Origin of the sequence: Acinetobacter sp. LMB-5 (assembly GCF_001541635.1) — a bacterium.
Lineage (GTDB): Bacteria > Pseudomonadota > Gammaproteobacteria > Pseudomonadales > Moraxellaceae > Acinetobacter > Acinetobacter pittii.
The window spans coordinates 315,062-335,684 of record NZ_LRDR01000004.1 but is presented as its reverse complement, the minus strand read 5'-3'; the positions used below and the strand labels follow the sequence as shown (position 1 = coordinate 335,684).

At 41.1% G+C, this 20,623-nt stretch carries 21 protein-coding genes and 1 pseudogene; 12 read left to right on the top strand and 10 right to left on the bottom strand.

Going from position 1 to position 20,623, the window contains the following annotated elements; translation table 11 throughout:
• Positions 1 to 25 precede the first annotated feature (25 nt).
• The 5 genes from AW165_RS06825 (at position 26) to AW165_RS06805 (ending at position 4,208) form a co-directional block, all read left to right on the top strand.
• Positions 26 to 436 carry a RidA family protein gene (locus AW165_RS06825; protein WP_046812611.1) on the top strand — a complete coding sequence of 137 codons (411 nt, stop codon included), beginning with the start codon at positions 26 to 28 and terminating at the stop codon, positions 434 to 436.
• Positions 437 to 451: 15 nt separating this feature from the next.
• Entirely contained in the window at positions 452 to 1,642 is a 1,191-nt protein-coding gene (locus AW165_RS06820) for an MFS transporter (protein ID WP_017387602.1), read from the top strand.
• A 142-nt stretch (positions 1,643 to 1,784) separates the two neighbouring features.
• Positions 1,785 to 2,789, top strand: coding sequence for a tRNA dihydrouridine(20/20a) synthase DusA (gene dusA / locus AW165_RS06815; protein WP_060465322.1), 1,005 nt, complete (start codon positions 1,785 to 1,787; stop codon positions 2,787 to 2,789).
• Positions 2,790 to 3,124: 335 nt separating this feature from the next.
• On the top strand, positions 3,125 to 3,634 hold the full coding sequence (locus AW165_RS06810; protein ID WP_014208378.1) for a hypothetical protein: 510 nt from the start codon (positions 3,125 to 3,127) through the stop codon (positions 3,632 to 3,634).
• 178 nt (positions 3,635 to 3,812) lie between these two features.
• Positions 3,813 to 4,208 (top strand): hypothetical protein, encoded by a 396-nt coding sequence (locus tag AW165_RS06805; protein WP_080591746.1) that lies wholly within the window; start codon positions 3,813 to 3,815, stop codon positions 4,206 to 4,208.
• Between the two features lie 10 nt (positions 4,209 to 4,218).
• Here the strand turns inward: AW165_RS06805 and AW165_RS06800 are convergent, their stop codons facing one another.
• Positions 4,219 to 5,118 carry a LysR family transcriptional regulator gene (locus AW165_RS06800; protein WP_081410562.1) on the bottom strand — a complete coding sequence of 300 codons (900 nt, stop codon included), beginning with the start codon at positions 5,116 to 5,118 and terminating at the stop codon, positions 4,219 to 4,221.
• 96 nt (positions 5,119 to 5,214) lie between these two features.
• Here AW165_RS06800 and AW165_RS19095 point away from each other — a divergent pair, with 96 nt between their 5' ends.
• Positions 5,215 to 5,337: a hypothetical protein gene (locus AW165_RS19095; RefSeq protein WP_002117232.1), complete on the top strand. Its 123-nt coding sequence runs from the start codon at positions 5,215 to 5,217 to the stop codon at positions 5,335 to 5,337.
• Between the two features lie 64 nt (positions 5,338 to 5,401).
• On the opposite strand, the gene AW165_RS06795 is transcribed toward AW165_RS19095, so the two are convergent.
• The 7 genes and pseudogenes from AW165_RS06795 to AW165_RS06765 form a co-directional block, all read right to left on the bottom strand.
• Positions 5,402 to 6,163, bottom strand: coding sequence for a ThiF family adenylyltransferase (locus AW165_RS06795; RefSeq protein ID WP_014208375.1), 762 nt, complete (start codon positions 6,161 to 6,163; stop codon positions 5,402 to 5,404).
• A gap of 332 nt (positions 6,164 to 6,495) precedes the next feature.
• Positions 6,496 to 9,252, bottom strand: a complete 2,757-nt coding sequence (gene acnA, locus AW165_RS06790; RefSeq protein ID WP_039764300.1) for an aconitate hydratase AcnA — start codon at positions 9,250 to 9,252, stop codon at positions 6,496 to 6,498.
• A gap of 124 nt (positions 9,253 to 9,376) precedes the next feature.
• Positions 9,377 to 10,189, bottom strand: coding sequence for a TatD family hydrolase (locus AW165_RS06785; protein ID WP_060465320.1), 813 nt, complete (start codon positions 10,187 to 10,189; stop codon positions 9,377 to 9,379).
• Positions 10,189 to 11,130 carry an RsiV family protein gene (locus tag AW165_RS06780; RefSeq protein WP_081410561.1) on the bottom strand — a complete coding sequence of 314 codons (942 nt, stop codon included), beginning with the start codon at positions 11,128 to 11,130 and terminating at the stop codon, positions 10,189 to 10,191. The genes AW165_RS06785 and AW165_RS06780 overlap by 1 nt, the downstream gene beginning before the upstream one ends.
• 90 nt (positions 11,131 to 11,220) lie before the next feature.
• Positions 11,221 to 12,063: a hypothetical protein gene (locus tag AW165_RS06775; RefSeq protein ID WP_032035288.1), complete on the bottom strand. Its 843-nt coding sequence runs from the start codon at positions 12,061 to 12,063 to the stop codon at positions 11,221 to 11,223.
• 69 nt (positions 12,064 to 12,132) lie between these two features.
• On the bottom strand, positions 12,133 to 13,722 hold the full coding sequence (locus AW165_RS06770) for a peptide chain release factor 3 (protein WP_060465318.1): 1,590 nt from the start codon (positions 13,720 to 13,722) through the stop codon (positions 12,133 to 12,135).
• A 156-nt stretch (positions 13,723 to 13,878) separates the two neighbouring features.
• Positions 13,879 to 14,100, bottom strand: a pseudogene (locus AW165_RS06765) (hypothetical protein); the annotation flags it as partial.
• A 311-nt stretch (positions 14,101 to 14,411) separates the two neighbouring features.
• Here AW165_RS06765 and AW165_RS20080 point away from each other — a divergent pair.
• A complete protein-coding gene (locus AW165_RS20080; protein ID WP_228138734.1) occupies positions 14,412 to 14,621 on the top strand; it encodes a hypothetical protein in 210 nt (69 codons plus the stop codon).
• A 63-nt stretch (positions 14,622 to 14,684) separates the two neighbouring features.
• Here the strand turns inward: AW165_RS20080 and AW165_RS06755 are convergent, their stop codons facing one another.
• Complete coding sequence (locus AW165_RS06755) at positions 14,685 to 15,032, bottom strand: DUF2513 domain-containing protein (RefSeq protein ID WP_060465315.1); 348 nt, start codon at positions 15,030 to 15,032, stop codon at positions 14,685 to 14,687.
• Positions 15,033 to 15,471: 439 nt separating this feature from the next.
• Complete coding sequence (locus AW165_RS06750) at positions 15,472 to 15,969, bottom strand: winged helix-turn-helix transcriptional regulator (protein ID WP_171254240.1); 498 nt, start codon at positions 15,967 to 15,969, stop codon at positions 15,472 to 15,474.
• A 228-nt stretch (positions 15,970 to 16,197) separates the two neighbouring features.
• On the opposite strand from AW165_RS06750, the gene AW165_RS06745 reads away from it, so the two are divergent.
• From AW165_RS06745 to AW165_RS06725, 5 genes are all read left to right on the top strand, one after another.
• Entirely contained in the window at positions 16,198 to 17,181 is a 984-nt protein-coding gene (locus AW165_RS06745) for an MBL fold metallo-hydrolase (RefSeq protein WP_060465313.1), read from the top strand.
• 8 nt (positions 17,182 to 17,189) lie between these two features.
• Positions 17,190 to 18,083, top strand: a complete 894-nt coding sequence (locus AW165_RS06740; protein WP_060465312.1) for an alpha/beta hydrolase — start codon at positions 17,190 to 17,192, stop codon at positions 18,081 to 18,083.
• Between the two features lie 60 nt (positions 18,084 to 18,143).
• Positions 18,144 to 18,554, top strand: a complete 411-nt coding sequence (locus AW165_RS06735) for a hypothetical protein (RefSeq protein WP_060465311.1) — start codon at positions 18,144 to 18,146, stop codon at positions 18,552 to 18,554.
• Positions 18,555 to 18,823: 269 nt separating this feature from the next.
• Positions 18,824 to 19,444 carry a flavin reductase family protein gene (locus AW165_RS06730; RefSeq protein ID WP_060465352.1) on the top strand — a complete coding sequence of 207 codons (621 nt, stop codon included), beginning with the start codon at positions 18,824 to 18,826 and terminating at the stop codon, positions 19,442 to 19,444.
• Positions 19,445 to 19,593: 149 nt separating this feature from the next.
• Entirely contained in the window at positions 19,594 to 20,490 is an 897-nt protein-coding gene (locus AW165_RS06725; protein WP_060465310.1) for an alpha/beta hydrolase, read from the top strand.
• The last annotated feature ends 133 nt before the right edge of the window (positions 20,491 to 20,623 follow it).

Here is a 20,623-nt window from a genome sequence, read left to right as displayed (position 1 = left end):
AATTTTAATAAACGGTTGAGCTCCAATGAGTCAAGAAACTTTTAAAATCATAAATCCATCAACTTTATATAACCCAACGCCAAACGCTTATAGTCATGTTGCTGTAGTGGAGAGCTTTAAGAATATTATTCATTTAGCAGGTCAAGGAGGCGAAAATTCCCAAGGTGAATTAAGCCCAAGTTTTGAAGAACAAGCGAACCAAGTTTTTGATAATATTCAACATGCTTTAAAAGCAGCAAATGCAGAGCTTAGCAATATTGCTGTATTGAGAGTTTTAGTTGTTGACCACTCGGTCGAAAAACATCAAATTTTGATTAAAATTATGCAAAATTTATGGAAAAATCATCCTTTTCCTGCCTGTACACTTATTCCTGTGCCGCGCCTTGCACTAGAACACATGCTTATTGAAGTTGAAGCAACGGCATACACCCAATAAAACTGAGAGAACGTCATGTCTACCCCTGAAGATATCAGTCAAAATAAACCTTTGCTTTGGTTGATGGCAGCAGCATGCGGTTTATGTGCAGGTGTGAATTATTATTGTCAGCCTCTCATTCACTCTATTCAGCAAGAGTTTGCCGTAACTCAAGCACAAGCCGCTTTAACAGTGACATTTGCTCAGGTGTCTTATGCCCTCGGTTTACTCTTTATTGTCCCATTGGGTGATATTGTCAATAAAGCCAAAGCTATTCCGTTTTTGATGGTACTTTGCGCAGTTGGTCTATTTACATCTGCTTTTGCCGTAAACTTACCCATGTTGTGGATTGGTACAATTTTAGCGGGATTGTTTTCTGTTGCTGCCCAAGTCCTCATCCCACTTGCCACAATGACCGTAAAACCCGAAAAAACTGGCGAGATCATTGGTTTTTTAATGAGTGGCTTATTGGTCGGGATTTTACTCTCTACCAGTCTAGCTGGCTTATTTTCCAACCTTTTCCACTGGAAAGTAGTCTATGTCGTTAGCGGCGTATTAATGCTTCTGTTGGCATTTACCTTAAAAAGCCGTCTGCCTTATGTCTTGCGTATGAAAATGAACTATGGACAAATATTTGTTTCCATGGCTCAACTCTTAAAAGAGGAAAAGCGACTATTATTAAGAGCGCTTACAGGTGCTTTCGCCTTTGCCGCAGTAAGTATTTTGTATTCCACCATCGCCTTACTTTTGACTTCAGCACATCATTTGCCCGATCTATTTATCGGACTAGTCCCACTAGTCGGTATCTTTGGGGCATTATCAACACGCTATATTGGTAAATATGCCGACCAAGGCTACACAAGGTTACTTACGTGGATGGGTTGTGGACTGTTTTTGGTGAGCTGGCTTTGTTTCTATTTCGGACAAACCCTCCTTTCTAGTTATGTTATTGGCTTTGCTTTAATTCAATTAGCACTCGCGCTCGTTCATACCAGCAACCAGAGCATTATTTTCCGTTTACGTCCAGATGCTAAATCTCGTATTAATGCCATCTATATGACAACTTATTTTATTGGAGGAGCTGGTGGCTCTGCCTTAGGGATTTTTGCTTGGAATCATGGCGGGTGGACTATGACATGTGTTGCAGGTGTAGCTCTTGTTCTGCTTTGTATTTTATTTAGTGTCATTGATGCTTTCTTACAAAAAAAGCAGCTCGCTCACTCATAAAGTAAATTGTTATAAATCATCTTTCTATATTCAACATAAGGGTGGTTATAAATTACTCGGTTAAATGCCACTGTCGATTCAGGGCTAAACCCCGTATAATGCTGCCCTTTCATTAATTTAGCGACTTTTGGGTCTATTGGCTATGCAATCACTTCAATCGTTACAACCTCGTATTTCTGTCGCACCTATGATGGACTGGACTACAAAGGACTACCGATTCTTTGCACGCTTGTTTAACCCAAACGTTGTGCTATACACCGAAATGGTGACTACAGGCGCGATTTTATTTGGCGATGCAAAACGTCATTTAGACTATAACGCTCAAGAACACCCAATCGTATTACAACTTGGCGGTTCAAACCCACAAGAGCTTGCCACTTGCTCAAAAATGGCTGAAGACTGGGGTTATGACGAAGTCAACCTGAATGTAGGCTGCCCAAGTGACCGCGTACAGAACAATAAAATCGGTGCATGTTTAATGGCAGAGCCAGACTTGGTTGCTGAATGCATTCACAGCATGCAAAAAGCAGTAAAGATTCCTGTAACAGTCAAACACCGTATTGGTATCGATGACATGCAGTCTTACGAAGAAATGCTAAATTTCGTAGATACTGTCGCTGCAACAGGTTGTACATATTTCGTTGTGCATGCCCGTATTGCTATTTTGAAAGGTTTGTCTCCAAAAGAAAACCGAGAAGTCCCTCCTTTACGATACGAAGATGTATACCGCTTAAAGCAAGAACGCCCCCATCTAACCATTGAAATTAACGGCGGAATTAAAACTTTTGCCGAAACTCAAGTTCATTTACAACATGTTGATGGTGTCATGATTGGCCGTGAAGCCTATCACAACCCTTACCTACTCGCCGAATTGGGACAGCTTTGGAATTTAGAAGCGCCAGATCGTTTCGATATTATGGAACAAATGCTACCTTATATTGAGCAACGCATGGCTGAAGGTGCTCCTCTTTCAATCATTACACGTCATATTTTAGGTTTATTCCAAAACTTACCGGGTGCTCGTAAATGGCGTCAGGCGCTAAGTGGCGGAAACGCAAAAACTTTAGCTGATGTTGAAAATGCAATTCAGAACATGCGAGCAGCTATGATTCGTACTGAAGAGTATGTAAAAGAGCAGCAGGTTTAAGTTGACAACGACTTCTTAAATTGTAAGAAAATGTGGCATTTTAAATCAGAGACTTAGATTTTGAGTATATTCGCAAATGTTGAAGCAAAATATTCAAATTTAAGTTCTGATTTATTGTTTATTTATAATAATATCAATAATTTAAATTTCACTATTTTTAACCACCTCTTTTGCTAAGTAGCTTTCCGCACCAAGGCAGCCACCTCTGGAAAAAAGATACGTTATTACATAACATAAACAAAACTTTTAAGATATGCCTATTAGTATCTCTGAACGCCACAGGTAGGTGGTGATTTTTTTAATATGGATATGGGTAGCACGGTAGAGATTTCACGATGATTATTTATGACGGACAAGTAGCTGATAATTACATGTATCAGGATTCAAATCAGGCAGCCATTGTTGTATCGCACAGCGCACCAAGCCTCCCTTATCCTTTCACCATGAAACCCAATAATCATCAAACTCAAACTTCAACCAACCCACCGATCGATGTAGAAAAGTTTGTAGAAAAATTAGAAAGCGTTACTTCTAGACGCAGTAAAGCTAGATGCGCACGTAGTATCCGTCTTGCACTCGAATCTGCTGGTGCTAATGTTGAAAACCACCCAATCGCAGCTTCAGATTGGGGCGATACCCTCAAAAAGATTGGCTATAAACAAATTGATCCAGCCTTCGACGAACCTCAAGAAGGTGACATTTACATCATTCACAGAACCCGCAACCACGTTTATGGACACATCGCAGGATATACTGGAAGTGAATGGGTCTCTGACTTCAAACAAAATAGCTATGACGTCTACAAAGATGACAGCGTAACTTATACTTACTATAGATTAGGGTAATCTACCTAAGAACTAGATGTTCAATTGCTTTAATTGTTTCAAACAACTGATCAAACGAGTGTTTTAAACCCAGCTTGGCTTCTTTTTTGCTTTATTTTCATATTGTAATTATCAAAAATAATGATGGAACTTTATGAAAAGAATACTGCTGAGCTTTTACTTACTGACATCGTTTAACATGACTTATGCTGCCTCTGATACAAACATTATAGAGGTTTTTAAAAAAGTACCCGAAAAACGGATTTACCAACCTCAATATTTATTAAAAGGGACGACTCCTCAAGCTCGAATCCATGTGATACGAAAACAATATTTAAATGGAATATTAGACTGCCCTTCTGTGATTTATCACGACAAGAAGAAAATTCTATCTTTGCACTCATTTGAAGAAGCAACATTTTTTCTAGAGCCAGATCGTTACTATATTCGCTATGAGATTAACAATAGTGGTTGTATCAATTTGGAATTTTACCAACTTAAGCGCCCCAAAATGGACATCCTATCTCAGGAACGTCAATTAGAAGGTGATACGGAATATACATTTTCTATTAGTGAACATATTGGGCCACAATAATTATTTCAGCTCACCCTTCCAGCAGATGGTAGATCTGCTCAACATAAGGTTGAATCAGATCACTCTGGTTAGTTCTGTAAGCTAAAACCACTTCAGATAAAAGATTCTTATTTTCTAGAGGAATCAACTTTACATTTTGGGGTAATATTTGCTCAAACTCTTGGGGAACAATGCTAATACCCAAGTTTGCAGCAACTAACTGTAATTGGTTTAGCTTACGTGATTGGATCGTCGCTGCTTTAGGCCAGAAGCCAGCCCCTATACACAAGTTTGAGACTAAATAACTCAACCCCCCACGCTTAGGATGTGGAGTCGAAACAAAATATTCATCTTTTAAATCTTTTATCTGGATACTTTGTGTTTCTTTAAATTTATGGTGATCAATATAAACAGCTGCAAATAATGGCTGCTCATATAGTTTCAAGGTCGTTATTTCTTCAAGGCTATGCAGAACTGGCGGTCTAATCAAACCAATATCAATTTCCCCATTCAGTAAAGCCAAAATCTGATGCTCAGATGACAAGGTATTTATCTCAAAATTGATTTGTTGCGTTAAGCTAATTTCTTTTAATATCTGAACCTTTTTATTATCCATAACAATACTGCTCGAGTGAGCAATTTTAATCTGGCGATTTTTTCCTTCTGCAATATTCTTAGAAACTCCAATGATCTCATTTAAATAATGCATATTATCTTTTATTTTTTTATAGAAGACTTCTCCTGCCGCCGTGAGTTTTACTTTCTTATCAGTACGATCAAATAACTGAAAATCAATTTCTTCCTCTAATAGCTTCATTTGCCGACTTAAAGCAGACTGAGCAATAAATAGTTTCTCTGAAGCAGCGGTAAAGCTCCCTTCTTCAACAATTTTTATAAAATATTGGAATTGTTTTAATGTGAGCATAACCATCTCAAAATTAGATTATTAGGTCTATTTTCTATATTAGATTAGATAGATAGCCTTCGCTAGAATTTTATCAAGACCATTCAATTGATTGAATTATTCATGAAGTATTTAAAAGGGTTTGTCATTTTCACCGTTGTTGTTCTAATTTTATGGTGCTTTAAATTTTATGATCAACAGTTACCCACACAACCCCAGCAAGACAACATAGAGCTGTATGATTAAATAGTTTCTCTCAAAAATAAAAAGGCATGCACTCACATAAGCACATGCCTTTTCAATATTTAAATTAGGCTTTCTTTAAATCAAGCTTTTTCAAAACTTCAGCCACAGCAATCATAGCAAAGCTTGAAGTCACCACTACCGCTGAACCATAGCCACCACAACGTAATCCCGCCGATGGGCAAACATCTGCACTAGAAAATGGATTATCGATTGAGTAAATACAGGTAATACCAAATTTCTCTTTTGGCTTTTTACAGATGCCGCGAGCACGAAGTTGACTACGTAGCTTCGCTAACATTGGGTCTTGTTCTGTTTTTGATAGATCGGCCACGCGGATTTTAAGTGGATCGAGCTTACCGCCTGCTCCACCCGACACAATTAAAGGAATTTTATTAAAACGACAATGAAGCATCAAAGCCAATTTTGCTTTAACGTCATCGATGCAGTCCAAAACAATATCCGGTACAGGGTTTAAAAGCTCTGTGACATTTTCAGGCGTTAAGAAGTCATCAATAATATTTACTTTAATACGTGGGTTAATTTGGCGACAACGCTCCGCCATAATCTCAACTTTTTCACAGCCCAGAGTTGAGGTCATTGCAGGTAGCTGACGGTTTACATTTGACGCTGCAACCACGTCCATATCGACTAATGTAATCTCACCAATACCTGTGCGCGCTAAAGCTTCTACCGCCCAACTGCCGACGCCACCAATACCAATCACCATCACATGACTTTTTTCATAGTGCTGGAACGATGAATCACCATAAACTTTGGCTACACCTGCAAAACGGCGGTCATATTCATCTTGTTGGAGATCGGTCATTGCTACTCTTTGGGGATATAAAACACGGAGAGTATTTTACTGCTTTTCAGAAGAAAGTGTATTTTAGATCAAAGAAAACTTGAGACTGTAATATTTAAACTCACGACAAGTCTTATGATTATTAATCAAATTATACGGCTTAAGATTTAAACTATTGATTACTAGTGTGGCAGGCGGCATGGATGCCGCTCAGTTGGGCTGCGGTATAAGGACATACCGTCAGCCCGACAAAGGATTTTTGTTACTTTTTATCCTTAAAAAGTAAGGATATGGCTATATACCCAACATTAGCTCATTCATATTCATTACAAGGCTGTACAAGCTTAGCCAATTTATGAAGCAATCAAATTCCGAAGTACATAATGCAAAATACCACCTGCCTTAAAGTACTCAACCTCATTTAACGTATCAATTCGACATAACACATTAAAGTGGCTCGCTACTCCATTTGGTCCTTTGACATCAACTTCAAGAATTTGATGAGGCTGAACGCCATCAGACAAACCTCGAATTGATATCACCTCATGACCAGTTAAGTTGAGAGATTGTCGAGTTTGTCCATCAATAAACTGTAATGGCAACACTCCCATACCTACCAAGTTTGAACGGTGAATACGCTCAAAACTTTCAGCAATGACAGCTTTTACACCTAACAAGTTCGTTCCTTTGGCAGCCCAGTCACGTGAAGAACCCGTTCCGTATTCTTTACCAGCAATAATCACAAGCGGTGTATGTTCTTGTTGGTAACGCATCGCCGCATCATAAATAGCGAGCTTTTCACCACTTGGCACATGAATGGTATTACCACCCTCTTCACCACCAAGCATTTCGTTCTTAATACGAATGTTGGCAAAGGTGCCTCGCATCATAACCTCATGATTACCACGTCGAGAACCATAGGAGTTAAAGTCTTTTGGCTCAACACCTTGCTCTTGTAAGTATCGACCTGCTGGGCTGTCTTTTTTGATATTACCAGCCGGTGAAATATGGTCAGTCGTTACCGAGTCACCAAGCACTGCCAAAATACGTGCCTGTTCAATATTTTTAATCGGTTTGGGTGGCTCACCAATTCCTTCAAAGAATGGCGGATGACGGATATAAGTCGAATCATCCGCCCATTCATAAGTTTTACTTTTTGGAATCTGAATGGATTGCCAGCTTTCATCACCATCAAACACCGCAGCATATTCTTTATGGAACATCTCTGTATTAACTTTCTGTAAGACAGCATCAATCTCTGCCTGACTTGGCCAGATATCTTTTAAATAGACAGGTTGTCCATCTTTACCTTGCCCAATAGGTTGCGTAGTCAAATCGGTACGAATATTACCAACTAAACCATATGCCACTACCAAAGGTGGCGAAGCAAGCCAGTTTGTTTTAACCAATGGATGTACGCGTCCTTCAAAGTTACGGTTACCAGAAAGTACTGATGCAACATTCAAGTCATGGCATTGAATTGCATCTTCCACTGGTTCAGGTAGTGGACCTGAGTTACCGATACAAGTCGTACAACCATATCCCACCAAGTTATAGCCCAACTCATCTAAATATGGCGTAAGCCCAGCAGCCAGCAAATAGTCAGTCACAACTTTAGAACCTGGTGCAAGAGAGCTTTTCACCCATGGTTTACGCTGCAAGCCTTTTTCAATCGCTTTTTTAGCAAGTAAACCTGCAGCCAGCATTACACTTGGGTTAGAAGTATTGGTACATGAGGTAATTGCCGAAATAACAACATCACCATGATTTAATGGATAAGTTTTTCCTTCAATCACGCAAGAAGGACTTTCATGTTGGATATTTGCTTTTTTTGCCTCGACAGCAGTACCGCCACCACCTTCATTTTCTAAACGCTCTTTAGCTTCTTTGGCTGGTTTTAAAGTTAACTCCATAAGCGCATTAAAGGTTTTCGGCACCTCTGATAAAAGCACGCGATCTTGTGGACGTTTTGGACCTGCCAAACTTGCCTGAACTGTACTCATATCAAGACTTAAAGTATCGGTGAAAACAGGTTCATCACCCGCATTACGCCATAAACCTTGCGCTTTGCTATACGCTTCGACTAGTTCAATACGATCACTTTGACGGCCAGTTAATTTCAAATAACCCAAAGTCACTTCATCAATCGGGAAGAAACCACAAGTCGCACCATACTCTGGTGCCATGTTGGCAATGGTCGCTCGGTCAGCCAGTGGTAAATCGGCTAAACCATCACCATAGAACTCTACAAATTTACCCACAACTCCTTTTTGGCGAAGCATTTGAGTAATGGTCAGCACCAAGTCAGTTGCCGTAATTCCTTCCGGTAGTTTTCCTGTCAATTTAAAACCAATGACTTCAGGAATAAGCATAGAAATGGGTTGACCTAACATAGCAGCTTCGGCCTCAATCCCCCCTACACCCCAACCTAAAACACCTAAACCATTAATCATGGTGGTATGTGAGTCTGTACCAACTAAGGTGTCAGGGAAAGCAAAGGTTTGTCCATTATCTTCACCTAGCCACACCGCTTGAGCCAAATATTCTAAATTGACCTGATGACAAATTCCCGTACCCGGTGGCACTACACTAAAGTTATTAAATGCAGACTGCCCCCAACGTAAAAATTGATATCGCTCACCATTACGTTGCATCTCGATTTGTACGTTTTCTTCAAACGCCTGATCATCGGCAAAATAATCAACCATGACAGAGTGGTCAATGACTAAGTCTACAGGAGATAATGGATTAATTTTTTCAGGGTCACCACCCGCTTGCGCCATCGCTGCTCGCATTGCAGCTAAATCGACGACCGCTGGTACACCCGTAAAATCTTGCATTAAAACCCGTGCAGGTCGATATTGAATTTCTTGATCCGAGGTACGGGTTTTTAGCCATTCTGCTAAAGCATGGATGTGTTCAGTTTTAACGCTGTGCTGATCTTCAAACCGTAATAAGTTTTCCAATAATACTTTTAAAGATTTCGGCAGTTTGGCAATATCCCCTAGCGTTTTCTCTGCTTGGGCTAAGCTAAAAATCTGATAATTGCTGGAACCTACTGTTAGCGTCTGTAAAGCATTAAAACTATTGATATTGCTATACTTAGCCATTGGGTTATCCTCCCACGTCTGGCAATGTTATTTTTCACGTTTTTACATGTTGTTTTCTTACTTTAAGCTTCTTTTTTAATCGCTGTGTTTTGTTTTAGTTACTATTTCTAATCTTTGATTTTTATTACGATAATTTCAATGCAGTAAGAGAGTTTTTCCACAGCAACTCAGCCAAATCCGGCTCTGGCATATTTAAATTTTCAGCCAAACTTTGTAGAACGTAAGGCAAATTAACAGGAGTATTACGAGTCCGCTGTTCTGTTGAGGTTTGACAGCAAAGCGGTGTCATATCTGGACAATCTGTTTCAATCACCAAGTGCTCTGCACCTATAGCCTGCACAACCGTATGAAGTTTTTTTGCATTTGGATTGGTAATCTGCCCCGTCACACCAATTTTAAAACCAAGCTTAATAAGACCCTTTGCCTCTTCTACTCCACCACTAAAGGCATGAGCAATTCCGCCAAATTTAAATTTTTGAGCTTTTAATATAGCAAGCACATCACCGTGCGCTTTTCGAATGTGGAGTAACACTGGTTTTTGGTATTGGGTTGCAAGCTCTAACTGAGCTGCAAAATATTGTTTTTGCTTTGCATATACATCTGGCTGCTTATGTTCTTTCAAGAAAGTATCTAAGCCAATTTCACCTACAGCCACGCAGTTTTCTTGCTGCAAGATTTGTTCAAGATGGCTCAAATGCTCTGGTTGATGCTCCTCAATATAAAACGGGTGTAAGCCTGGTGCTAAATAAGAAATAGGCACATTTTCCCAACTTTTTAACTGATGATGAGTCTGCACCAACTCATCAAAACGTGACTGTAGAAAGCCAATTAAAACCAAAGCATCTACACCCACTTTTTTAGCCTCGAGTGCTAGTTGCTGCCGATCTTCATCAAAATCGGCAACATCGAAATGGGTATGGGTATCGAACAAATGCATTAGCCAGCACTTTTTGCAACTGGTGCCGAAGCTGGTTTAGCTTTAGGCTGTGGCAAATATTCTTCTTTCAACACATCTTGCAATTGGTCATAAGGAATGACTAATCGAGGGAGTCCAACCACGTATGGGCCAATTTCATACTCACCGTATTGAAGGATTAAACCTTGCTCACCCAACAAGAAGTTATTAGATAATTTAAATGGCCATGCTTGTTCATAGTCAGCAACATTATCAGCCAATTTAGATTCCGTCACCCATGTCTTAAAGGCTTCATGGGCTAACTTCTCTAAAGCTGCTTTTTGCTGAGGACGTAATAAATCTTCAAGCTTAATTTGCTTTTGCTCTTTTAAATCAAAATTATAATAATGCTGTGCAGCAGAGCCATGAGCCCCACCTAAATAGCTACTACTATTAAGCACTACAGTTACAACTTTACCTTGAGCCTGCAAAATCTTAGGTTTAACTAAAAGATTAATCTGATGATTACTACTTAAAGCTTTTAACTCATTATCTAGATCAATAAATGAATTTGCGTAGCGCTGCACCTGTACATCAAAGCTATTTTTTTGCTCTCCACCCGCTACTGCCGAAGCTTCTGCTTTTTGTTCCGTTTGCTTACTATTAGCATCAGGTTCAGCAATTTCTAAAATTTGATTTAATGTAGTTAAGATTTGTTGATCTATAATTTTGTCAATAAAAGGAAAATTACTTTGTAAGCGCTCTACCGTAAATTCTGGACAAGTTTTACCATCACAATCAGGTAAAACCACCTTACTAGGAATTGTTTCACCCTTCAAAGTCAACTCTACTGGCTTTTGTTCCTGAACAGTTGATTTCTGCTGCTCTTGAGAATCCTTAGGATCAGCTTTAGGTTGGCATGCTGCCAAAAATATAGCAGAAGCAAGCAAAGTTAATCGCAGTGAAGCTTTAGAAGATAACATCATATTTTGCCTTTTATTCTAAGGAGATTACGCTATGCCTTTCTAAGAAATTAGCGCATATAAATTGAGGTTGCAAATTCTGCTACCATCTTAAAACATTTGTTCATAAACCTCGGGTTGTAATATTTTTTTGGTCTGTTCTTTAGATAAATAAATATCGAGCTGTGGAGCTTCTTTAGTAATCTGGTTTGCCTGATAATGTAAGCCAACCCCCTCACCATCAAAGAACCAATCTGCCTGTCCCCAATATAAAGTTTTTGGTGCTTCTTTCTTTATGTCAGCAGTCTGCTTTTTTAACCAGTCTTGATAAGCCACCTGCACCATTTGATGCACAGTAGTTTGTTGATCTTTTTTCAAAACATCTAACAAAGTTAAGCTCTTATGCAGTTTGCGGTCGGCCACAAAAAAGTAATAACGGTCTTTAATCGTGAGCTCTTCCTGCTTGGTATCAAGTCCTAATTGCAATAAAACATATTGGTTACGCTGCGATGCAATACGTGTATGAAGATGCAATTCATAAGCCCGATTCTTTGAATATTTATCTTGCCATTCATCAGACTTTTTAACATAAGCATTAATGGCTTGCTGCAAACTTAAGTCTTTTTTCAAATCAATTTGGTCTTGGATCACTTTAGCCTGACTTTTGGCAATCCATTCATTTAGCCATGCATCTTGAGTCTTTATCGTTTGAATATCGACATCAATACAATTTTTCTTCTCACAAAATGGCAAAGCATAATCAGCTTTTACTTGTTGTAAGTTTAGAAATGGGAGTACTTCAGCTTTCTCTATATTTTGATTTTGGGTAGAAGCCGATTTCATTTGAGAAGATGATGAAGGTTGAGAGCTTTTCCAGACAAAGAGGCAAATAGCCAAAAGTAATATGATTACCGCAACTAAAAGTGCAATAACTGTCTTTCTATTCAAATTCATTTCATCATCCTTTCTTATTTTTCAAAACAAAACAGCTTCTGTTCGAAGCTGTTTGTCACATTAAAATGATCAGTGTTCACGTGTGTTACGGAACTGAATATCAGGCCAACGCTCTTGCATAATCTGCAAATTCACTCGGCTTGGTGCAAGATAGGTTAAGTGTCCGCCACCATCGATAGAAAGCTGATCATGTGCTTTTTTCTTAAATTCATTGAGAATCTTGTCATCATCACAATGAATCCAACGAACCGTATTAACACTTACAGGCTCATACACGCAGTCAACTTTATATTCTTCTTTCAGACGGTAAGCAACCACATCAAACTGAAGCACACCAACTGCGCCCACAATCAAGTCATTGCTAATTTGTGGCATAAATACCTGAGTTGCGCCTTCTTCAGACAACTCTTTCAAACCTTTTTGCAATTGTTTTGACTTTAATGGATCTTTCAAACGCACACGACGGAACATCTCTGGTGCAAAGTGAGGAATACCTGTGAAATGTAGATTTTCACCACTTGTGAAAGTATCACCAATTTGAATTGTGCCGTGGTTATGCAAACCAATAATATCACCTGGCCACGCTTCTTCTAAGTGCTCACGCTCACCCGCAAGAAATGTCAATGCATCACTAATACGAACATCTTTACCAATACGTACATGATTCATCTTCAAACCTTTCTCGTATTTACCTGAGCAAATACGCATAAAGGCAATACGGTCACGGTGTTTCGGATCCATGTTGGCTTGAATTTTAAAGACGAAACCAGAAAAACCTTCTTCTTTCGCGTCGACAACACGCTCTTGTGTTGGATGTGCTTTAGGTTCTGGTGCCCAATTCATAAATGCGTCTAACACGTGGTCAACACCAAAGTTACCTAATGCTGTACCAAATAGAACTGGAGTTTGTTTACCTTGTAAAAATAATTCGCGGTCTAAAGGTTCATTCGCCATTTGTACAAGCTCGAGTGACTCTTCAAAAGACGCCCAAGCCAACTCACCTACTTTTTCACGGATATCTGCATGGTCGTAGCCATCGCGTACTTCAATATCTGTAATAGTTGAGCCAAAGCCTGCTTTGTAGACATACAACTTATTCTCAAGAATGTTGTATACACCTGCAAAATCACGTCCCATCCCTAATGGCCATGTAATTGGTACACAACGAATATTGAGGACATTCTCAATTTCATCCAGCAACTCAAGTGGTTCACGAATCTCACGGTCCATCTTGTTTACAAATGAAATGATCGGAGTGTCACGCATACGACAAACTTCCATCAATTTGATGGTACGTTCTTCGACACCTTTTGCACCATCAATCACCATTAATGCAGAGTCAACTGCAGTTAGGGTACGATAAGTATCTTCAGAGAAGTCTTCATGTCCCGGTGTATCAAGTAAGTTAATAGTGTGACCTTTATAAGGGAACTGCATAACAGAAGTGGTAATGGAAATTCCACGCTCTTTTTCCATTTCCATCCAGTCAGATGTAGCTGCGCGGTCAGATTTACGGCTTTTTACCATCCCTGCAACCTGAATTGCTTTACCCCATAACAGTAATTTCTCTGTCATGGTGGTTTTACCGGCATCGGGGTGGGAAATGATGGCGAAAGTCCTACGAACCTTTACCTGCTTAGCTAATTCGTCTTTAAACATGAATTTTATCTACAATTTGTACACCAATTTGTACACACTTCAAAAGGTGACAGCAAATGGCGAAAAAGAAAATTTAAATTGGCGCAATTGTAGCAGATTTATAAAGTGTTTCATCGACTTTGTGGACAACTCTAAAGTTGTCCACATACTTCAAGATTAGAAGCCACTATTTGGGCGTTTGCGTTCACGACTTCTAAAATTTTTCACATATGGTCCATCAATCATTTCTTCTGATTCTAACGACAATGCACAATTAGCCAAGGTAGCAATTGAACTATCTGTTAATTTGAAATCATTAGGTAAAAAACCATATTCTTTCTGACGATTACATTCTATGGCCTCAAATAAAGCTCTAAAATAATCTGCCAAGGAAGCTCTCCCCACTTGTTGAGGAAGAGGAAAAAAGGCTATCAATATCGGTTAAGTGCTGTAACGCTTCAAAAAGAGCTCAACCTCAATGAAAAGGATTTATAAAAACCAAGATACATCAAGCGCAAGATAGACTGTGAGTTTGCGGCAAGACTTTATAAAAACTGTGGGAAATTATTAGAGTTTGATTCAGAAAAAATCAACTAAAACCAATTAAGCACATTGATCCCAAAAAGGCTAAACGATTAGAAACAATTGGAGCAGGCCTTTTCTTTGCTTCAGGTTTATTCTCATACGGACTTATGCTTTACGTGCTCTATATGGTTAAGGTATTACTTCACAACTTAACAGATATTTTGACTTGGGCTGGTATCAATTATTTTTTGATGTTTGCTATCATTTTTGCAGGCATGAAAATACTAAAGTTCTTTATGAAACAATCAAATGCTTTAAAGCTCCTTGAACTTTCTGAAAGAAATTTAGATGTACCGCTTAATCAAAATCAAATGAGAAAAACAGAAGAAAAATAGTGACCTAACGAAATGCAAGCAACCTAATGGTTGCTTGCATTTTTGAACTATCATTTTAATTCTCTATTCACCCAATACAAATGATATGGCTTTGCTTCCCAATGCTTTAACCACATCAAAAGTAAGTTCAAGTCCTTTTTCTAAGGCCGTCGTTTTTATTTTTTCCCAGACAGGTTTACTTCTAATTACATCTAATAATTCATGCCCCTGCCAAGACAAATCATCCACGAAAACATCATCTATTCCATCAAGACTTTGTAGAACTTTTCCAGTTATGAAACCAGCTTCAATTAAAAGACTTGTATTACCTAAAATAAGAGTATCATCTTCTGTTTTTTCAAGATATTCATCAAATCTATCTTCTTCAGTAGCAATTAAAATTGCTCGAATAACTTCCCAATCTCTTTTCATACTAACCTCTAAATTACTCAATACATTTAACTTATCATTTTTATTAACCAAATTATGTTTAACTATATACTAAGGACGACATGATGCGTCGTAATAAAAAAGTATGAAAAAAGCCACATTGGGAGAAATGTGGCTAAAGATCGACTTGAATTAATTTTAAGACGCAGCGTAAAGAATAAGCTTAGGCTAAATCGATAAACCCCAATAAAACTGCATAGATGCTTGTATTAAGACGCCAGAGCAAAAACAGTTCAGCGCCAAGCGGTTGTTGAAATCAGGTTGAACCGCGAGTTTAGCTCACCCATCGCTTGTTGCGGCCTTGATTCTGGCAAAAGTCAGCAAGCAAGGAACGCTTGTCAGCCAAATTCGCCATGACAGATTTGCTCTATTTTTCGTCAAGTTGCAAAGAACCTTTTCTAACTTGCCTTCGTTTAACCGATCAGGTTCTAAGCAGAATAGCTATTGCCTTCTGGTTATCAGTCCAAGACTCATCAGATGTTGAGCACTTTGGACGTGGTATACCGAGATGAAGATAACGTAGTTCATCCATAAAGGCATTCCAAAGTGACAGACCACCCTTTTCTAAAATCTCACCACGCAAAGACGCCTCTTTGCTCGGATTTGTATGTCGAAGCCCCCAAGCGGCCATATGTGCTAACAGAGGAACTAACTGTATGGCCTCTTCGGTTAAGCTATAGATAAATTTTTGCTGATGATTCGGATCTGGACAGCGTGTCAGAAGGTTAGAGGACGTTAAATGCTTCAAACGGCTTGCAAGGATGTTCGAGGCAATTCCCTCTTTGTTTTGCTCCAGCAGTGCTCCATAGCTTCGCCTATTTTCGAACATGACGTCGCGGATAACAATTAAGCTCCAGCGGTCACCGATTTGTTCAAGTGTCAGATTGATCGGACAACCCGATCGTCTTGTCTGTAACACAGGTATTTTCCCTTTATTTCATTTTTCCACTTGCATTATGCAAGTTATAGAAGTAATCTTCAACCACTTGCAAAGCACAAGTGGTTATATTTTTTGCTAGCTCAAAGAAAATTGTCCATACGTGCAATTAGAAAGGTGGCAACAACAATATGCCTGGATGAGTTGGCGTCCCGCTAAAGATCATGACGTATATATAAATGCCCCATTACATAATAGTTAGGAAATGCTATGAAATTATCGAACCTTACTTCACGTACTGTGCTAGCTGTATCATTAACACTTACTAGTACCGTTGCTGTTGTAACACCCGTTCAAGCCGCTGCACCAATGCAACACAAACAGGTTCCGGGCTTCTATCGCACTATGATTGGCGATTATGAACTCACTGCTTTGTATGACGGTGGCGCTAGTATTGACTCAAACCTCCTGCATGGTGACCCGAAGCTTATTCAGTCCCTTCTAGCACGCTCCTTCCAAAATGACCCCAAGAATGTTTCTGCCACTGTTCAAGGCTATCTCGTAAATACTGGTTCTAAGCTAGTTCTCATTGATACTGGCGCTGGAGGACACTGGGGTCCCGCTGCATTAGGCAAACTCGTGCAGAACTTGAAGGCATCCGGTTATAAACCAGAGCAGGTTGATCTAGTGCTGTTAACTCATCTTCACGGTGATCATGTTGGTGGTATCTACAAAGATGGGAAACGCGTCTTTCCGAATGCCACTGTGATGATGAACAAAGCCGATGCCGACTTCTGGCTATCAAAGGAAATTATGGCTAAGGCTCCCGAAGATGCAAAAGTTTTCTTCAAAATCGCACAGGATGGTGCTGCACCTTACATCGCAGCAGGTAAATGGAAGCCTTATACCAGCATGGACCAAATCATCCCTGGTATTACACCATATGCTATTCCTGGCCACACGCCTGGTCACACAGGATACATGATTTCTTCTAAAGGTCAGTCATTGCTGGTCTGGGGCGATGTAGCTCATGTTGGTGCAGTCCAAATGCCTCATCCAGAAATCAGCATTGTCTTTGACTCAGACAGCGCATCGGCTGTCAAAACACGTGAAGACCTTCTTGTGAAACTCGCTGCGGATAAAACGATGATTGCCGCAGCCCACATGCCGTTCCCTGGCCTAGGCCGTATTCGCAAGGCCGACACTGGTACTGGCTACGACTGGGTGCCAGCAACTTTTCTTGATTTGAAGTGAGCAGAACTATGACCTACGATTCATCTTCCATCCGCAAACTCCGCGAAGCGATGTTCGCCTTCGAACTTGAGCATCCCGTTAGCAACATCGAGACGCTCCGTTTAAGTATGGAGTCAATCCCTGAAGCAAACCCGCCAGCAGCGGACCTAATAGCAGAGCCAATTGAGCTCGGTGGTGTAGCTGCGGTGGCAATTACGGCTCCTGGCGCATCTAAAGAACGTATTATCTACCATCTCCATGGTGGAGGCTGGGTGGCTGGTTCTCCTGCCTCGCATCTGGGAATGCTCGGGGAGCTTTCTCGGGCATCAAAGTCTCAGGTCATCGTTCTGGACCATTCAAAAGCCCCCGAACACCCATTCCCTGCATCCTATGACGAGTCGATCCGTGGCTACGAGGCTATACGTGCGCTTGGGAAGCCGTTCGCTATTTCTGGAGATTCCAGTGGCGGCGGCATGGTTGTCAATATTCTTGCCTACGCTTCCTCGAAGGGTCATAAAGACGCACGAGCAGTTCTACTCATTAGCCCATGGGCAGACTTAACGCTGACGCTACCATCGTTAACGCAGTTGGCTGATCGCGACCCAATGGTAAATATAGGTGCGATGCGGGAAATGGTCGAAGCTTACGCAGGAAACCATGATTTGAAGGATCCGATCATCTCGCCAATGTTCGCAGACATGCACGGCTTTCCTCCATTGCTCATCCATGTAGGAAGCGATGAAGTACTTCTTGATGACGCGCTTGAAATTGACCGCAAAGTACGTGCGGCTGGTGGCGAGTCACACCTTGAGGTTTGGGCGGAAATGCCACATGTTTGGCATATTCAAACAGCATCTTTGCCTCAGGCGCATGACGCATTGCAGAGAGCTGGTGAATTTCTCATAGAGCATCTTGAAAAATAAAAACCGCAGACATGTTCTGGGGAATATTGAAATGACTACTGACCAACTTAGGAGATTCTAATGACTACTAACATCAACTCGCTGGGAACAGCATGGATGCAAATCGTCAAGAAGAAAGGAACGAACGATTTCGCCAATTCATTCACTGCTGATGTGACCCTTCAGACTTCGGCCCTCAGCAAGGCCGTGGTTGGCCCAACACTTATTGGAGCATTCTTTACAGCAACGAGCACAATGTATGAAAACTTCGTGTTCACTGCAGAGACGGTTGACGGTGCTAAGACATATCTTGAATGGGATGCTATCCACGGTGGCAAGCCGATCACTGGCATCACCATCCTCACCCAGAATGAGACTGGCCTCATCAACAATATCAAACTCTTTCAAAGTCCTTTCTCCGTAGTTCGTGAATTCTCATCGGGCCTCAAGGAGCAGCTTGAAGGAACACTCGGTCAAGACTTCTTTAGTTAAGGAAGGAAAAAATACTTTTATTGGCTGATTTAAAGAAGTAAGAAAAATAAATCTGCCCTGTTCTTGAAAACAGGGCAGCAAAATTGACTTGAAACGGATGTCTTGTTCGTTTATCTGGCGTAGGACTTACGTAGCTCCGATCTGAAAACCATTCCCTGAACAGGTTCGGGATATGAATACAATAACCTTCGGCTCTGGTGTTGCGAACGTACACCAAGCTGAAGGCAATGGAAACCGCGTTCCTTATACCTGTTCAAAAAGAGGAAATTATGACTGACTGGCATTCTTATGACCCAGCGCAAGGGCATTCTCTGCGTCACAATCCGCTTAACGCCATCGTCGCTCCGAGACCAATCGGCTGGATCAGTACAATCTCTAACAATGGAGTGCGCAATCTTGCGCCCTACAGCTTCTTTAATCTATTCAACTACAAGCCACCCATCATTGGCTTTTGTTCACTTGGTGAGAAGGACTCACTCGCCAACGTGCGTGAAACTGGTGAGTTTGTATGGAATCTGGCGACTCGAGAGCTCGCCCAAGCAATGAACACCTCCTCTGCTATGGTGCCTATTCAAGTCGATGAGTTTGAGTTGGCTAATCTGGAGGCATTGCCCTCTGACAAAGTTCGGCCATCACGAGTAGCTGCTAGCCCGGTGCAGTTCGAGTGTGTAGTCACTCAGATCATACAGCTTAAAACACAAGGCGGCATGAGACTGCCAGCTTGGCTAGTATTAGGTGAAGCAGTAGTAATTCATATTGACCACCAACTAATCGAAGACGGAGTGTACCAGACTACCAAGGCTCACTCGATCCTGCGAGGAGGCGGCCCCGCTGACTACTTCGAAATCGGTGAGGAGCAACTCTTCTCGCTTGAACGACCAGGTAATTAACTTGGCATAAAGTACATATAGAGATTCATCATCTACCACCTAATGGTATCTGGAAGCTTTTCGTGGAAATCCATTCCCATCTGCTAGGCAAACTTGATTCCAGTTATTTTTATCGTGCCATCCGATATCTTTCTGTAAGGAGAAAAACCATGTTTCAACGTACCGATATAGCGTTTGAAGCCGATGGTGGCGTCACGCTGCGAGGTTGGCTCTACGTGCCCACTGGTGGTACTGGCCCCTATCCTGCCATCACCATGGCGCATGGCTATGCAGGTGTAAAGGAACACGGCCTAGAGCCATTCGCTGAAAAATTCGCCACTAACGGCTTTGTAGTTCTTTTACACGATCACCGCAACTTCGGTTCAAGTGACGGTACCCCACGCCAAGATATCGACCCATGGTGCCAAATAGCTGATTGGCGGCGCGCGATCAGTTTCCTTGAAAGTCAGGAAATCGTAGATGCGAAACGCATCGGTTTGTGGGGCACAAGCTATGCTGGTGGGCATGCGCTAGTGCTGGGTGCAACAGACCGTCGCTTACGTGCAATTGTTTCACAGGTACCAACGATCAGTGGGTTTGAGCAAGGACTACGCCGTATCCCACCCGACGCCATTGCTGCTATAGAAGATGCGTTTACTGCGGATGAACGGGCGCAAGCTCGTGGAGCACCGCCTAAAAGGCAAGTGATCGTCAGCACAGACCCAGCGATACCTGCTTCGTACCGTACCAAGGAAGCCATCGAATTCTACCTACAAGCTGTGCCCCACGGCATCTGGGAAAACAGCATCACTGTGCGTTCGACCCGCGCCGCGCGCATGTATGAACCAGGTACGTGGATTGCTCGCGTGTCTCCCACACCGCTACTGATGATCGTCGCGCTACAGGATACGATTACATTGGCAGATATCGAGTTGGCAGCCTACGAGCGGGCTCTTGAACCAAAACGTCTCGTAACTATCTCTGGTAGCCACTTCGATCCGTACATCTCCAGATTCGATGAATCCAGTACCGCCGCACTGGATTGGTTCAAGGAACATCTTGTGTAATGCATATAGTTCCTGTGCTCAGACAAATCGAATAAACATTCATCATACCATTGCTTAAGATTTGGTTAGCCAAGACGAGCAACTACTAATTTTATCGCCAAATTTAACCTGACCAATACATCAGAGGAAATAT

What these genes read in the sequence shown, in the direction of transcription:
- AW165_RS06825 (WP_046812611.1), top strand. Translation starts at nt 26, where the DNA reads ATGAGTCAAGAAACTTTTAAAATCATAAATCCATCAACTTTATATAAC.
- AW165_RS06820 (WP_017387602.1), top strand. Translation starts at nt 452, where the DNA reads ATGTCTACCCCTGAAGATATCAGTCAAAATAAACCTTTGCTTTGGTTG.
- dusA (WP_060465322.1), top strand. Translation starts at nt 1,785, where the DNA reads ATGCAATCACTTCAATCGTTACAACCTCGTATTTCTGTCGCACCTATG.
- AW165_RS06810 (WP_014208378.1), top strand. Translation starts at nt 3,125, where the DNA reads ATGATTATTTATGACGGACAAGTAGCTGATAATTACATGTATCAGGAT.
- AW165_RS06805 (WP_080591746.1), top strand. Translation starts at nt 3,813, where the DNA reads ATGACTTATGCTGCCTCTGATACAAACATTATAGAGGTTTTTAAAAAA.
- AW165_RS06800 (WP_081410562.1), bottom strand. Translation starts at nt 5,118, where the DNA reads ATGGTTATGCTCACATTAAAACAATTCCAATATTTTATAAAAATTGTT.
- AW165_RS19095 (WP_002117232.1), top strand. Translation starts at nt 5,215, where the DNA reads ATGAAGTATTTAAAAGGGTTTGTCATTTTCACCGTTGTTGTTCTAATT.
- AW165_RS06795 (WP_014208375.1), bottom strand. Translation starts at nt 6,163, where the DNA reads ATGACCGATCTCCAACAAGATGAATATGACCGCCGTTTTGCAGGTGTA.
- acnA (WP_039764300.1), bottom strand. Translation starts at nt 9,252, where the DNA reads ATGGCTAAGTATAGCAATATCAATAGTTTTAATGCTTTACAGACGCTA.
- AW165_RS06785 (WP_060465320.1), bottom strand. Translation starts at nt 10,189, where the DNA reads ATGCATTTGTTCGATACCCATACCCATTTCGATGTTGCCGATTTTGAT.
- AW165_RS06780 (WP_081410561.1), bottom strand. Translation starts at nt 11,130, where the DNA reads ATGTTATCTTCTAAAGCTTCACTGCGATTAACTTTGCTTGCTTCTGCT.
- AW165_RS06775 (WP_032035288.1), bottom strand. Translation starts at nt 12,063, where the DNA reads ATGAATTTGAATAGAAAGACAGTTATTGCACTTTTAGTTGCGGTAATC.
- AW165_RS06770 (WP_060465318.1), bottom strand. Translation starts at nt 13,722, where the DNA reads ATGTTTAAAGACGAATTAGCTAAGCAGGTAAAGGTTCGTAGGACTTTC.
- AW165_RS20080 (WP_228138734.1), top strand. Translation starts at nt 14,412, where the DNA reads ATGGTTAAGGTATTACTTCACAACTTAACAGATATTTTGACTTGGGCT.
- AW165_RS06755 (WP_060465315.1), bottom strand. Translation starts at nt 15,032, where the DNA reads ATGAAAAGAGATTGGGAAGTTATTCGAGCAATTTTAATTGCTACTGAA.
- AW165_RS06745 (WP_060465313.1), top strand. Translation starts at nt 16,198, where the DNA reads ATGAAATTATCGAACCTTACTTCACGTACTGTGCTAGCTGTATCATTA.
- AW165_RS06740 (WP_060465312.1), top strand. Translation starts at nt 17,190, where the DNA reads ATGACCTACGATTCATCTTCCATCCGCAAACTCCGCGAAGCGATGTTC.
- AW165_RS06735 (WP_060465311.1), top strand. Translation starts at nt 18,144, where the DNA reads ATGACTACTAACATCAACTCGCTGGGAACAGCATGGATGCAAATCGTC.
- AW165_RS06730 (WP_060465352.1), top strand. Translation starts at nt 18,824, where the DNA reads ATGACTGACTGGCATTCTTATGACCCAGCGCAAGGGCATTCTCTGCGT.
- AW165_RS06725 (WP_060465310.1), top strand. Translation starts at nt 19,594, where the DNA reads ATGTTTCAACGTACCGATATAGCGTTTGAAGCCGATGGTGGCGTCACG.